This window comes from Methylobacterium sp. NPDC080182, assembly GCF_050281105.1.
Lineage (GTDB): Bacteria > Pseudomonadota > Alphaproteobacteria > Rhizobiales > Beijerinckiaceae > Methylobacterium.
In genome coordinates, this window is record NZ_JBNNWO010000009.1 from 211,969 (window position 1) to 225,026 (window position 13,058).

Annotated in this window: 11 protein-coding genes; 6 read left to right on the forward strand and 5 right to left on the reverse strand. The window is 72.4% G+C overall.

From position 1 onward, the window contains the following. Positions 1 to 94: 94 nt before the first annotated feature. Entirely contained in the window at positions 95 to 2,614 is a 2,520-nt protein-coding gene (locus ACQKQD_RS17365; RefSeq protein ID WP_427508986.1) for a putative bifunctional diguanylate cyclase/phosphodiesterase, read from the forward strand. Positions 2,615 to 2,634: 20 nt separating this feature from the next. On the opposite strand, the gene ACQKQD_RS17370 is transcribed toward ACQKQD_RS17365, so the two are convergent. Then, a complete protein-coding gene (locus ACQKQD_RS17370) occupies positions 2,635 to 2,811 on the reverse strand; it encodes a hypothetical protein (RefSeq protein WP_165923182.1) in 177 nt (58 codons plus the stop codon). Positions 2,812 to 3,022: 211 nt separating this feature from the next. Beyond that, positions 3,023 to 4,288: a glycosyltransferase family 4 protein gene (locus ACQKQD_RS17375; protein WP_427508987.1), complete on the reverse strand. Its 1,266-nt coding sequence runs from the start codon at positions 4,286 to 4,288 to the stop codon at positions 3,023 to 3,025. Positions 4,289 to 4,433: 145 nt separating this feature from the next. On the opposite strand from ACQKQD_RS17375, the gene ACQKQD_RS17380 reads away from it, so the two are divergent. From ACQKQD_RS17380 to ACQKQD_RS17400, 5 genes are all read left to right on the forward strand, one after another. Then, the gene (locus ACQKQD_RS17380) at positions 4,434 to 5,705 is read left to right on the forward strand and encodes a glycosyltransferase (protein ID WP_427508988.1); all 1,272 of its coding nucleotides are present in this window, start codon (positions 4,434 to 4,436) and stop codon (positions 5,703 to 5,705) included. 330 nt (positions 5,706 to 6,035) lie between these two features. Further along, positions 6,036 to 6,392: a phasin gene (locus ACQKQD_RS17385; protein ID WP_026605054.1), complete on the forward strand. Its 357-nt coding sequence runs from the start codon at positions 6,036 to 6,038 to the stop codon at positions 6,390 to 6,392. A gap of 397 nt (positions 6,393 to 6,789) precedes the next feature. Further along, complete coding sequence (locus ACQKQD_RS17390) at positions 6,790 to 7,236, forward strand: hypothetical protein (RefSeq protein WP_427508989.1); 447 nt, start codon at positions 6,790 to 6,792, stop codon at positions 7,234 to 7,236. A gap of 136 nt (positions 7,237 to 7,372) precedes the next feature. Next, on the forward strand, positions 7,373 to 8,632 hold the full coding sequence (locus ACQKQD_RS17395) for an N-acetylmuramoyl-L-alanine amidase (protein ID WP_427508990.1): 1,260 nt from the start codon (positions 7,373 to 7,375) through the stop codon (positions 8,630 to 8,632). Positions 8,633 to 8,802: 170 nt separating this feature from the next. Next, positions 8,803 to 11,238 carry a penicillin-binding protein 1A gene (locus ACQKQD_RS17400; protein ID WP_056533724.1) on the forward strand — a complete coding sequence of 812 codons (2,436 nt, stop codon included), beginning with the start codon at positions 8,803 to 8,805 and terminating at the stop codon, positions 11,236 to 11,238. Between the two features lie 425 nt (positions 11,239 to 11,663). Here ACQKQD_RS17400 and purQ read toward each other — a convergent pair whose 3' ends face one another. The 3 genes from purQ to ACQKQD_RS17415 form a co-directional block, all read right to left on the reverse strand. Next, entirely contained in the window at positions 11,664 to 12,344 is a 681-nt protein-coding gene (gene purQ, locus ACQKQD_RS17405; protein ID WP_091681000.1) for a phosphoribosylformylglycinamidine synthase subunit PurQ, read from the reverse strand. Next, positions 12,344 to 12,583, reverse strand: a complete 240-nt coding sequence (purS, locus tag ACQKQD_RS17410) for a phosphoribosylformylglycinamidine synthase subunit PurS (RefSeq protein WP_091681001.1) — start codon at positions 12,581 to 12,583, stop codon at positions 12,344 to 12,346. Before purS ends, purQ begins: the two co-directional genes overlap by 1 nt. Positions 12,584 to 12,759: 176 nt before the next feature. After that, positions 12,760 to 12,999 (reverse strand): hypothetical protein, encoded by a 240-nt coding sequence (locus ACQKQD_RS17415; protein ID WP_012321282.1) that lies wholly within the window; start codon positions 12,997 to 12,999, stop codon positions 12,760 to 12,762. Positions 13,000 to 13,058 lie beyond the last annotated feature (59 nt).

Sequence of the window (13,058 nt, forward strand, 5' to 3'; positions counted from 1 at the left end):
AATCCTGGCTAGAGCTGGGGAATAGTACGTATCATGGGATTATAAGTCGGCATATGAACCCGGCTTAAACGAAGTCCCTGCTTCCTGGCACCTGGTGAACAACTGGGGCGGCTCGGTGAGCGCGCAGCACGACGACGGACAGACGGGCAAGAACCTCCTCCGGCACTGGCAGGATTGCCGGACGCCGGGGGCGCCGATCCCGTCCTACGAGGCCGTCGTGCTCGGGAGCCTCGGCCGCCTCGCCGACCGGGCCGCCCTGGTGACGACCCGCGACGGGCGGGCCGCCCGGATCCTCTGGGCGGGCCAGGTCTTCGGCGCCTGGCTCGCGCAGGGTGCCGAAGGCGCGGAGGGCGCGTTGTCCGGGATCGTCCCGGCCGAGATCATCCCGACGGAGACCCTCCCAGTCGACGCGCTCCCGATCGAGCTGCGCGAGCCCGTCGACGAGATGGTCGCGGCCGCCCTCACGTCCGGCCAGCCCGCCTACGCCCGGTGCGATCGCCTCGCCGCCGGGGTGGTGACGTCGACCCGCCTCGTCGGCGTGCCCCTGGGCAACCGCTGGGGCGAGCCGTTCGTGCTGGTCGGGTTCGACGGGGCGAGCGTCCGGACCGAGCTGGTCCAGGCGATGTTCACCGCCACCGACCAGGGCATCCTGGCCCTCAGCACGGTCCGGGACGCGGCCGGCCGGCCGGTCGATTTCAAGATCGTCGCCCTCAACCGCGGGGCCGAGCGCCTGCTGGAACGCCCCGCCGCCGCCCTGCAGTGGCAGCGCGTGGGCCAGCTCTTCCCGGGGGCCGTCACCGCGCGGACGATCGCGACGCTCGCCGCCATGGTCGAGCGGGGCGGGCGCGCGGCCTTCGAGCTGAGCCGTCCCCGCTCCGACGGCGGCACGCTCTACCTCAAGGTCGAGGCGGGCTGCGTCGGCGATCTCGTCTCGGTCACGATGACGGATGTCGGCGACATCAAGGCCCGGGAGGCCTCGTTCCGGCTCCTGTTCGAGAACAACCCGGTGCCGATGTGGGTCGTGGCCGACGCGCGCGACCGGTTCCTGGCGGTCAACGACGCGGCCATCGCCCATTACGGCTACAGCCGCGAGCAGTTCCTGGAGCGGGCGCCGGCCGATCTCGCCATGGCCGCCGACGCGGCGCCGGCACCCGGCCTGCCGCCCACCGGCACCCTCCACCGCCGCGCCGACGGCTCGGCGATCGAGGTGTCCCTGTTCCAGCGGGCGATGCCGTTCGAGGGGCGGCAGGCCGTGCTCGAGGCCGCCATCGACATGACCGAGCGGCGCCGGGCCGAGGCCCGCATCGCCCACATGGCCCATCACGACGCGCTCACCGGGCTGCCGAACCGCGTGCTGTTCCGGGACCGCCTCGCCGAGGCGATCGCCCGCCACGCCCGGGACGGCGAGGCGGCGGTGCTGCTCTGCCTCGACCTCGACAAGTTCAAGATCGTCAACGACACGCTGGGCCACCCGGTCGGCGACGCGCTGCTGCGCGAGGCGGCCGAGCGGATCGCCCGCTGCCTGCGCGAGGACGACCTCGTGGCCCGGCTCGGCGGCGACGAGTTCGCCATCCTGGTGCGCGGGCCGGACCTCCCGGCGCTGGCCGACGGGCTGGTCGCGCGGGTGATCGCCGAGCTCGGCCGCCCCTTCCGGCTGGACGGCCAGGATTGCCACATCGGCACCAGCATCGGCGTCGCCTGCCTGCCCCGGGACGGCACCGATCCCGAGACGCTGATGAAGAACGCCGACCTCGCCCTCTACCGGGCGAAGGCCGAGGGCGGCGGCACCTTCCGGTGCTTCGAGCCGGAGATGGATGCCTGGGTGCAGGCGCGGCGGCGGCGCGAGAACGAGCTGCGCGAGGCTTTCGCCCGCGGCCAGTTCTCGCTGGTCTACCAGCCGCTGATGGATGCCCGCGCCGGTCGGATCCTCGCCTTCGAGGCGCTGCTGCGCTGGCACCACCCGGAGCACGGCCCGGTCTCTCCGGCCGAGTTCGTGCCGCTCGCCGAGGAGACCGGCCTGATCGTGCCGATCGGCGCCTGGGTGATGCAGACCGCCTTCGCCGAGGCGGCGACCTGGCCGGAGGCGATCCGGCTCGCCGTGAACCTCTCCCCGATCCAGTTCCGCAACCGCGACCTGGTCGAGACCGTGCGCGGGGCGCTCGCCGCCGCGGGGCTCGACCCGCGGCGCCTCGAGCTGGAGATCACCGAATCGGTCCTGCTCGCCGACAGCGCCGCCAACCTCGCGACGCTGCACGCGTTGCGGGCCATGGGCATCCGGATCGCGATGGACGATTTCGGGACCGGCTATTCCAGCCTCGGCTACCTGCGCAGCTTCCCGTTCGACAAGATCAAGCTCGACCGCTCCTTCGTGAGCCAGGTCGGCGAGAACACCCACTGCACGGCGATCGTGCGCGCGGTGGCGAGCCTGGGCACCAGCCTCGGCATCGCCACCACCGCCGAGGGCGTCGAGACCGCCGAGCAGCTCGCGATGCTCCGCGCCGAGGGCTACGACGAGGTGCAGGGCTTCCTGTTCAGCCGCCCGGTCCCGGGCGCCGAGGCCCGCCGCCTGATCGACCGCGCGCGGGCGGCGGTCCCGGACGACCGGGCGGCCTGATCCGCCCTCCCGCGCGGGACCTACTTGGTGACCTTCACCGAGACCGGGTCGCTCGACGGGAAGGTCTCCTCTAGGGCGTCGTCCAGGCGCTCGTTCAGCTTCTCCTGCTTGTTGTCGGGGTTCTTGGCGTCGCCCGGCTTGGCGCTGCCCTGCTGGAAGCCCGGCTTGGTCTCGTTCGGCTTGTGGGTCTCGGCCATGTCGCTCGCTCGTCCGTGACGGAGGCACGCAAGGGTGCCGGTGGGCATCAACGCGAGGGAGGGCGGGTGTTTCCGATCTTTCGGGCCTGATCGGTGCGCCCCGTCATCGCGCGCGCAGCGGAGCGACGCAGAACCGCGCCGCGTGCCGCGGCGTCCCGCTGCCCTGGATTGCTTCGCTGCGCTCGTAGGGACGTGCGCAGCGGAATCATCCTCAGGCGGTCGCGAACGGCCGCCCGAGCGGGCCGCGGGCCGGCACGCGGGCCGCGGCCTCGCGCAGGACCGTCCCGTAGACGGCTTCGAGACGGTCGAGATGGGTGTCCAGGGTCAGGGGCGCGGCCCAGTAGCGCTCGTGCGCGGTCCGGCCCATCCGGGCGGCGAGGCCGTCGTCGGACAGGCGGCGCAGGTGCGCGGCGAGGTCGTCCGGGTCGCCCGAGCGGAACCAGAATCCGGTCTCGCCGTCGGCCACGGCCTCGCGGCCCGCGCAGGCGTCGCTCACGATCACCGGCGCGCCGCAGGCCAGCGCCTCGTAGACGGTGAGCGGCTGGCCCTCGTACCAGACGCTCGGGAAGACCAGCGCCCGGGCCCGCCGCATCAGCGCCTGCACGGCCGCGGCGTCGCGCCAGCCGAGCATCACCGCCTCGGGATAGCGCGCGGCGAGGTCGGCCCGTTCGGGGCCGTCGCCCACGAAGGCCGCCCGCACGCCCGCCCGGCGGGCCGCCTCGGCGAAGATCGGCGCGCCCTTCTCGGTGGAGATCCGCCCGACGAACAGGAAGTCGCCCGGCGGCCCGTCGTGGACCGGCGCCGGCGCCACCGCGATGGGGTTGTCGACCCGGTGGAAGGCGGTGCCGCGGGGCAGGAGCGGCCGCACGACGCTCTCCTGCAGGTCGCTGATCGTGATGACGTGGGCGAACAGCTCCGGCAGCCGGGCCACGTGGGCGAGGCCGGCGTGGCGGACCATCCGGGCCACCTTGCGCGGGTAGCTGCGCGCGTCGCAGTTCGCCACGATGCAGGCGGGCGACATCGGGGTGCGGTGGCAGATCCGCTGCTCCGGGTAGGCGTAGAAGCCGCCGGTCGGGCAGACGAGGAAGAACTCGTGCATCGTGTAGAGGCAGGGCAGCCCCGAGGCCCGGAGCGCGGTGCCGATCGACGGCGACAGCGCCTTGGCGAAGGCGTGGACGTGGATCAGCGTGTCGCGGGGATCGCAGGCGGCGAGTTCCGCCGCCAGGGCGCGGCAGGCCGGCCCGTTCCAGATCGCCTGGGCCGCGAAGGCGAGCTTGCTGCGCGCCGTGGTGACGTCGTCCTGGTCTAGGCAGACCACCCGGACGCCGGCCGGATCGAGCCGCGGGTCCACCGGGCCGACCGCGGCGAACAGGCTGACGCGGACCCCCCGGGCGGCGAGCCCCAGGGCGGATTCGATGGCGACCTTGGCCTGGCCGCCGTTGATCGCGGCGTGGTCTGCGACGAGGACGACGTGCACGTCAGGACTTCCGCCGCTGCTATCCGGGACCGACAGCTGTATCCGGCCGCGGTTGATCGCCCGTAAACCGGTCTGCCCCATCCTCCCGGCGCGCGAGAGCGATCGGGACCGATCGGGACCGACGCGATCCCCGGGAGGGTTCACCGTGCACGTCGTGATCCTGGCCGAGTTCGCGGCCGCCAGCGGCGGCGCCGAGAAGGTCGCGCTCGAATCGGCCCGCGGGCTCGCCGAGGCCGGCCTCGGCGTCACTTACATCCAGGCGATCCCGGGTCCCGTCGACCCGCTCCTCGACCATGCCGGCATCCGCCGGATCGACCTCGGTCTGCCCGACATCTGGTCGCTCGGCGCCGCGCGGGCCGCCGCCGCCGGGATCTGGCACGCGGCCGCCGCACGCCGGCTCGCCGACGCCCTCGCCGGCCTAGCCGCGCCGCCGGACTGCATCCACCTGCACCAGTGGACCCGGACCCTGTCGCCGGCGATCGTCCCGGTCCTGTCGGAGACCGGGGTGCCGCTGGTCGTCACGCTGCACGACTACGCCCTGGCCTGCCCGAACGGCGTCTACTACCGCTTCGACCGGGCCGAGCCCTGCGGGCTCGCGCCCATGTCGGCCGCCTGCCTGGCGGCGCCCTGCGACCCGCGCAGCCGGGTGCACAAGGCCGTGCGCGTCGCCCGCGCCGCGGCGCTGCGTCACGTCGTCGGCCGGGCCAGCCGGCGCCGCCCGCTCCACGTCGTCCATGTCTGCGACGCCAGCCGCCAGCGGCTCGGCGCCCTCCTCGGCGGCTACGCCCTAGCGCATCACAGGATCGACAATCCCGTCCGGCTCCCGGAGGGGCCGGCGGCCGAGCCCGCCCGCGGCGACGCCGTCGCCTATGTGGGGCGCCTCACCCGGGAGAAGGGCGCCGACCTCGTGGCCGACGCCGCCCGCGCCGCCGGGCTCCCGGCCCTGTTCATCGGCGCCGGGCCCCTGGAGGCGGAGCTGCGCGCCCGGGACGGCGTCGAGGTGATCGGCTGGCAGCGGCCCGAGGCGGTCTGGGCGACGCTCCGGGCCCGCGCCCGAGCGCTCGCCGCGCCCTCCCGCTGGTACGAGACCGGGCCGCTCACGGTCTACGAGGCGCTGGCGGCCGGCATTCCGGTCGTGGCTTCCGACCGCTCCGGCGCCGCCGAGAAGGTCCGGCACGGCCGGACCGGCTTCGTGGTCGCGCCGGAGATCGCGCCCCTCGCCGAGGCGTTCGCGGCGCTCCGGGACGACGCCCTGGCGGCCGCCCTCGGGGCCGAGGCGCGCGGCCTCTTCCGGGTGGCCCCGATGGGTCTGGCGGCGCACACGGCGGCGCTCCGCGCGCTCTACGCCGGCCTGGCCGAATCGGCGGCCGGTGCGATGCAGCATCCACCCGCGCTCGCCCTGGAGCAACGGTCCTGACTCGTCCGATGCGCTTGGTATACCAGAAGAATTCACGATCCGTTCGCGCCCCTCTGGACAGGGAGATAGTTTTTTGCCAATCGGACTTTCGCCGGGATCAGCAATCTTAGCCGCCTGAGTCAATGGTGTAGCTTGCTCGCAACCTGCTATCGGGCCGTGGCACCGTGTCGATGACTTCGTGACATCATCGGATCGGAACTTTATCGGGCCTCCGGATCCGTGAGTGCGCCCCGAACCTGCACTTGACTTCTTGTTGCAGTGCAACATATAGAAGGGCGTCAACGCGGACGCATGCGGCGTCCCGCTCCAAGGATGATGCTGGAGACATCGATGCAGACCCCGAACTTCGAGATCCCGACCGAGATGCGCGACTTCGCCGACAAGAGCGTCGATCAGGCCCGGACCGCCGTCGGCACCATGATGGCGAACGCCGTGAAGGCCGCCGAGCAGGTCCAGGCCTCGGGCCAGACCTTCCAGTCGACCCTCAGCGCCGCGGTCGCGAAGGGGTTCGATCACGCGCAGGCCAACGCCAACGCGACCTTCGACTTCGCCCAGAAGCTGGTGCGCACGAAGGATCTCCGCGAGGCGTTCGAGCTCCAGTCCGAGTTCGTCCGCAGCCAGTTCGCCGCGCTCCAGGCCCAGGCCAAGGATTACGGCACCCTGGCGCAGAACGCCGCCGCCCGCTGAGGCCGGCCGCCCCGGTCCGCGATCGGGGCACGAAGACCGGGATCCGGCAGGGCCGTCCAGGCCCGCCGGATCCCCCGCTCTGACGCCCGGGCGTCACGGGCCCGGCGCCGACACCGCCGGCGAGCCGGCCGCGCACGACCTCCGGCCGCCGCTCCGTCGAGACGGGCCGACGCCGACAGGAGGAGATCGCGCGATGGGAAAGCCGCGTCGACCGAGGAGCCGTCCCGCCGGGACGCCCCAGCCGTTGCAGGACGCGTCGGCCCCCCCCGAGATCCAGGCCGCAGCCGCCCCGATCGCGGCGGATGAACCCGCTCAAGCGCCCGCAACAGCGCCCGCTCCGGCGCCTGACCACTCCGCCGAGGCCAACCGGACCGGCGCCGAAACGGTGGACGCCGTCATGACCGCCGCGGTACCCGGTGGGGCGTCCGAAGCCGCGGCCGAGACCGCGCCCGACAGCGCGGTGGACGTCCCGTCCGACCAGGAGGCCACAGCCGCCGCGACGACGTCCGAAGCCGAGTTCGAAGCCGACTCCGGAGACGAGGCGGTGATCGACATCGCCCCCCCGCCGGTGCCGGGCGCGGGGCCGGGACGCGCCGCGGCCGCGAACCGAAACAGCTTCACCCCCGACCGCCTCGACGTCGTCGAGATCGGCTCGATCATCGCCCGCTACGTGCGCGGCGAGGGCGAGGCGGCCGTCGCGCATCTGCGGGCGCTCTCGGGCGCCCGCTCGCCGGCCGACGTCATCCGCCTGCAGGTCGGCGAGGTCCAGCGGGCCGCCGACGCGTCCCTGACCTGCTGGGTCACGGTGGTCGGGCAGGCGAGCCGGGCCGTCGCGTACCGCTGAGGCGCGGCGCCCGGGCGGCCGGGACTTGTCGCATCCCGGCCACAAGGCCGGCCCGATCGAACCCGCGACGGCAACGGCCCGTTAACCAAGCCGGTCCCATGCCTTAACGGAGGGCACGGGAGACGACACCGGACCGATGCCGAACTGCGCGCGCCTGATCCGTTCCGCATGGCTCCGCCTCGCCGTCGCGCTGCTGCCGGCGCTGGCGGGGGCGCCGGCTGCTGCGCAGAACGGCGAGAAGCCGGCCGTCGCCATCGGGGCCGACCTCGCGAGCCAGGCCGGCACCACGCGCCTCACCCTGACGCTGTCCCGGGCCGTCGAGGCCCGCGGCTTCGTGATGGAGCGGCCCGACCGGGCGGTGATCGACCTGCCCGAGGTCAACTTCCAGCTCGATTCCGGGACCGGCAGCCGCCGCGACGGCCTCGTGCAGAGCTTCCGCTACGGCCTGTTCGCGCCCGGGCGGTCCCGCATCGTGATCGACCTCACCGCGCCCGCCATCGTCGGGAAGATCGAGACCGCGACGCGGCCGCGCGACGGCGCGGTGCTGCTCACGATCCCGCTGCAGCGCGCCGACCGCGACGCGTTCCGCAAGGCCGCCGCCACCGCCGATCCCGCCCCCGCCCAGGCCCGCGCCGCTGCGCCGGAGCCCGCCGACCAGCGGCCGCTGATCATGGTCGATGCCGGCCACGGCGGCACCGATCCCGGCGCCATCGCGGTGGGCGGCGTGTTCGAGAAGGACATCGTGTTCGGCTTCGCCCAGGCCCTCGTGGCGAAGCTGGAGGCGGGCGGCCGCTACCGGGTCCGGATGACCCGCGACCGCGACGTTTTCGTGCCGCTGGCCGAGCGGGTGCGCCTCGCCCGCGACGCCAGGGCCGACCTGTTCGTGTCGATCCACGCGGACTCGATCTCGGCGGCGCCCCAGGTGAGCGGCGCCACGATCTACACCAATTCCGAGAAGGCCACGGACGCCGAATCCGCCAAGCTCGCCGAGCGCGAGAACCGGGCGGATTCCGCCGCGGGCGTCGACGCCGCCGAGGCGCCGCCGGACATCGCCGACATCCTGCAGGAGCTGACCCTGCGCGAGACGCGGGGCTTCTCGTCGGGCTTCGCCCGCACGCTGATGGGCCAGCTCGCCCCCGTGATGAAGATGAGCGCCAAGCCCCACCGCGAGGCGCGCTTCGTGGTGCTGCGCTCCCCCGACGTGCCGAGCGTGCTCGTGGAGCTCGGCTACCTCTCCAGCAAGCGCGACCTGGAGATGCTGCAATCGCCGGAGTGGCGGGCCGACGTCACCGGCTCCATGGCCAAGGCGATCGACCAGTTCTTCACCAACCGCGCCACGCTCGGCCGGCCGGCCCCGACGCGCCGCTCGGCGGCCGCCGCCCCAGTTTCACCATAGATAGAGTGTCGATACGGGACGTCCGACGCCCCGTCGCACGGCCGCCGAAACCGGCATTCCGAGGGGGTCTCACGGGACCGTCCGGGGGCCGGCCGCGCAGCGCGCGGGGTGCACGCGCCGGATGAGCCGATTCCGGCATTCGGCCGGGCCAGCGACGAGCGGAACACCGGATGCGTCTGATCCTCCGTTTCTTTGGGATCCTGTTCAGCGCCGCCGCGGTGCTGTTCGTGGTCGGCGCGGCGGTGGGCGGTTACTTCTACTGGAAGTACAGCCAGGACCTGCCCGACCACGCCGCGCTCTCCAATTACGAGCCGCCGGTGATGACCCGCGTCCACGCGGCGGACGGCTCGCTGCTGGCCGAGTACGCCCGCGAGCGCCGGCTGTACCTGCCGATCCAGGCGATGCCGAAGATCGTCGTGGCGGCCTTCCTGTCGGCCGAGGACAAGAACTTCTACAAGCACGGCGGCATCGACCCCGAGGGGATCGTGCGCGCCTTCCTGACCAACGCCAAGTCGGGCAAGCGGCAGGGCGCCTCGACCATCACCCAGCAGGTCGCCAAGAACTTCCTGCTCTCCTCAGAGCAGACCTACGACCGCAAGATCAAGGAGGCGCTGCTGGCGCTCCGCATCGAGGCGGCCTACTCGAAGGACAAGATCCTCGAGCTCTACCTCAACGAGATCTTCCTCGGCACGATCGTGCCCGGCCGCAACCTGCACGGCGTCGCGGCCGCCGCGCTCGACTATTTCGGCAAGTCGGTCCACGAGCTGACCATCAACGAGGCGGCCTACCTCGCCGCCCTGCCGAAGGGTCCGAACAACTACCACCCCTACCGCAAGACCCAGGCGGCCCTCGACCGCCGCAACGAGATCATCCGCCTGATGGCGGAGAACGGCTACATCACCCGGGAGGAGGCGGAGTCCGCCAAGAAGATGCCGCTCGGCGTCAACCCGCGCGTCGCCTTCCCGAACGCCGCCAACGCCAACTACTTCACCGAGGAGGTCCGCCGCGAGATCTCCGAGCGCTACGGCGAGAAGAAGCTCTACGAGGGCGGCCTCTCGGTGCGCACGACCCTCGACCCGAAGATGCAGGCCTGGGCCCGCAAGGCGCTGGTCGACGGCCTCGTGCGCTACGACCAGGCCCATGGCTGGCGCGGTCCGGTCACCAAGGTCGACCTGACCGGGCGCGACTGGGGCATGGCGGCGGCCGAGGTTCCGGCGCTCGGCGACGTGGCGCCCTGGCGGCTCGCCGTGGTGCTGGGCAACGGCGGCGGCGGCGTGCAGATCGGCCTGCAGCCCCGGCGCGAGGCCTCCGGCCAGGTCGGCAAGGACCGCGAGACCGGCGTGATCGTCCCCGAGGGCATGCGCTGGGCCGGCCGCGCCAACCTCCAGCCCGGCGACATGGTCTATGTCGAGGCGATGGACGGCGGCCGCGGCCAGTTCCGCCTGCGCCAGAAGCCCGAGGTCTCCGGCGCCATCGTGGCCATGGACCCGAACACGGGCCGCGTGCACGCGATGGTCGGCGGCTTCTCGTACGACGAGTCCGAGTTCAACCGCGCCACCCAGGCAATGCGCCAGCCCGGCTCCTCGTTCAAGCCGATCGTCTACTCGGCGGCGCTGGACAACGGCTACACCCCCGCCTCGATCATCCAGGACACCCCGATCACCATCGAGGCCGGCCCCGGCCAGGAGGCCTGGACGCCCTCGAACTACGACGGCAAGTCGGGCGGCCCTCACACCCTGCGCTACGGCATCGAGCACTCGAAGAACCTGATGACGGTCCGGCTCGCCAAGGATGTCGGCATGCCGCTCATCGCCGAGTACGCCCGCCGCTTCGGCGTCTACGACGACATGCTGCCGGTGCTGCCCATGTCGCTCGGCGCGGGCGAGACCACGGTCATGCGCATGGTCACCGCCTACTCGATGCTGGCCAACGGCGGCCGGCGCATCCGGCCGACCTTGATCGACCGGATCCAGGACCGCATCGGCGAGACGATCTACCGGCACGACAACCGCAAGTGCATCGGCTGCGACGCCGAGAAGTGGTCGGGCCAGGACGAGCCGAAGCTGGTGGACGATTCCGAGCAGGTGCTCGACCCGCTGACCGCCTACCAGATGGTCTCGATCATGGAGGGCGTGGTCCAGCGCGGCACCGCCACGATCCTGAAGCAGATCGGCAAGCCGCTCGCCGGCAAGACCGGCACGACCAACGACGCCAAGGACGCGTGGTTCGTGGGCTTCTCGCCGGATCTGGCGGTCGGCATCTATATCGGCTTCGACAAGCCCCGCTCGCTCGGCGACCGCGCCACCGGCGGCGGCCTAGCGGCGCCGATCGCCCTGGAATTCCTCAAGACGGCCCTCAAGGACAAGCCGCCGACGCCGTTCCGCGTGCCCCCGGGCATCAAGCTGATCCGCATCAACCTCGCGAGCGGCACCCGCGCCGGCTCGGGGGAGGGCGCCGGGACGATCCTGGAGGCGTTCAAGCCCGGCACCGCGCCGCCGGATTCCTACTCGGCGCCGTCCTCCGGCGGCGGCGGCGGCCAGGCGGCTGCCCCCGCGGCGGTCGCGCCTGATCCCGACCGGGCCGCACAGGCCGGCGGACTGTACTGAGGCGGCTCGCCCCCGCTCAGTTCGCACTCCGCCGAGATCGCTCTGAGCCCAGGTCGGGTCCGCCCGGCCTGGGCTTTCGCGTTACGGATCCGGTGCGACGGACGGGGCATCGCCGGGTCGAGCGGCCCGCGACCGTGACCGACGCCGTCCGGGAGCGCGCAGCTTTGCCCGAAGGGCCGGATGGCGGGGCGGCCATGTCCGCGCGGGCCGTTCTCGGGCGAGACCCGCCCCTCGGCACCGACCCGCGTCGCGCTCCGCAGGCGCACAGAAAAAAGCCGCCCCGGAGGGAGCGGCTCGAGGAGTCATCAGGGAGGCATCAAAACAGAGCGGACAAACATGTCCAACTCGACATCCAGATCACTGGATGCCTGTTTATGCCTCGAAAACCTTAATGCGGAGTTAAGGTGCGTTCTCGCCCGTCGATCTCAGGCCGCCAGACTGTCGAAAAGCCCGCGCCCGTCGGTCCCGCCGACCAGATCCTCGACGAAGTTCTCCGGGTGCGGCATCATCCCGAGGACGTTCCCGGTCTCCGACAGGACGCCCGCGATGGCGTTGAGGGAGCCGTTGCGGTTCGCCTCGACGGTGATCGCCCCGGTCGCGTCGCAGTAGCGGAAGGCGACCCGGCCCTCGCCCTCGATCCGCGCCAGCGTCTCGGGATCGGCGAAGTAGTTGCCTTCGCCGTGGGCGACGCAGACGTCGATCACCTGACCCTGAGTGTAGGCGCTGGTGAAGCGGGTGTCGGTGCGCTCCACCCGGAGCGTCTGCCGGTGGCAGATGAAGCGCCGGTCGATGTTGCGCATCAGCACGCCGGGCAGCAGGCCCGATTCGCACAGGATCTGGAAGCCGTTGCAGATACCGAGCACGAGGCCGCCGCGGGCCGCGTGGGCCCGGACCGCGTCCATGGCCGCGGCCCGGCCGGCGATGGCGCCGCAGCGCAGGTAGTCGCCGTACGAGAAGCCGCCGGGCAGGACGGCGAGGTCGGTGCCGGCGGGGAGTGCGTGGTCCGCGTGCCAGACGAGGCTCACCTGCGCGCCGGAGCGCCGCAGGGCCCGGACGACGTCCGACTCGCGGTTGGAACCCGGGAAGACGACGACCGCGGCGTGCATCAGAGGATCTCGATCGCGTAGTTCTCGACGACGGTGTTGGCCAGGAGCTTCTCGCAGGCCGTGCGCAGCGTCGTCTCGGCGGCGGCGCCGTCGGCCGCCGACACCTCGATGTCGAAGACCTTGCCCTGACGGACGCCGTCGACGCCCTCGATGCCGAGGGACCTGAGGGCGGCCTCGATCGCCTTGCCCTGCGGGTCCAGCACACCGGTCTTCAGGGTGACGATGATACGGGCTTTCATGGATCTACGGGTCTCACGCGTGTCAGGACGGGGGTGTGACCTGCGACAACGTCACACAGACCGTCGCCGGTCGCTTCTAACAGGAAGGCCGGCGCACTGTCGAACACGCCGCACGCATAGGGATCATTCCGCTGCTGGATGCAACTTGAACGGAAAAGTCGCCCGTGCGCGCTCGTTCAGCGATGCGCCGCCGGAGCCGGGCCCCGCAGGGGCTCGATGCTGGTCGCCCGGCGCCAGAGCTGGAGCATGATCCAGGCCGCGAACAGGCTGAACAGCCCCATCAGGACGTGCCCGACCCGGTCGCCGAGATCGAAGATGCCCGCGATGGCCCAGCCCGCCGCGATGGCCACGGCGAACACCTCGGTGCCGACGAGGACCATCATGCTGATGATGGTGATGGCGTTGCGCCCGTTCACGAGATCCGCCCTCGAAAAGATTTCGGGCCCCGGACGAACCGTCCGGGACCCGCGCAGCT

Excerpts from the sequence above, each read along its gene's own strand:
- ACQKQD_RS17385 (WP_026605054.1), top strand. The coding sequence starts at position 6,036 with ATGCAGACCCCGAACTTCGAGATCCCGACCGAGATGCGCGACTTCGCC.
- ACQKQD_RS17395 (WP_427508990.1), top strand. The coding sequence starts at position 7,373 with ATGCCGAACTGCGCGCGCCTGATCCGTTCCGCATGGCTCCGCCTCGCC.
- purS (WP_091681001.1), bottom strand. The coding sequence starts at position 12,583 with ATGAAAGCCCGTATCATCGTCACCCTGAAGACCGGTGTGCTGGACCCG.
- ACQKQD_RS17400 (WP_056533724.1), top strand. The coding sequence starts at position 8,803 with ATGCGTCTGATCCTCCGTTTCTTTGGGATCCTGTTCAGCGCCGCCGCG.
- ACQKQD_RS17370 (WP_165923182.1), bottom strand. The coding sequence starts at position 2,811 with ATGGCCGAGACCCACAAGCCGAACGAGACCAAGCCGGGCTTCCAGCAG.
- purQ (WP_091681000.1), bottom strand. The coding sequence starts at position 12,344 with ATGCACGCCGCGGTCGTCGTCTTCCCGGGTTCCAACCGCGAGTCGGAC.
- ACQKQD_RS17390 (WP_427508989.1), top strand. The coding sequence starts at position 6,790 with ATGACCGCCGCGGTACCCGGTGGGGCGTCCGAAGCCGCGGCCGAGACC.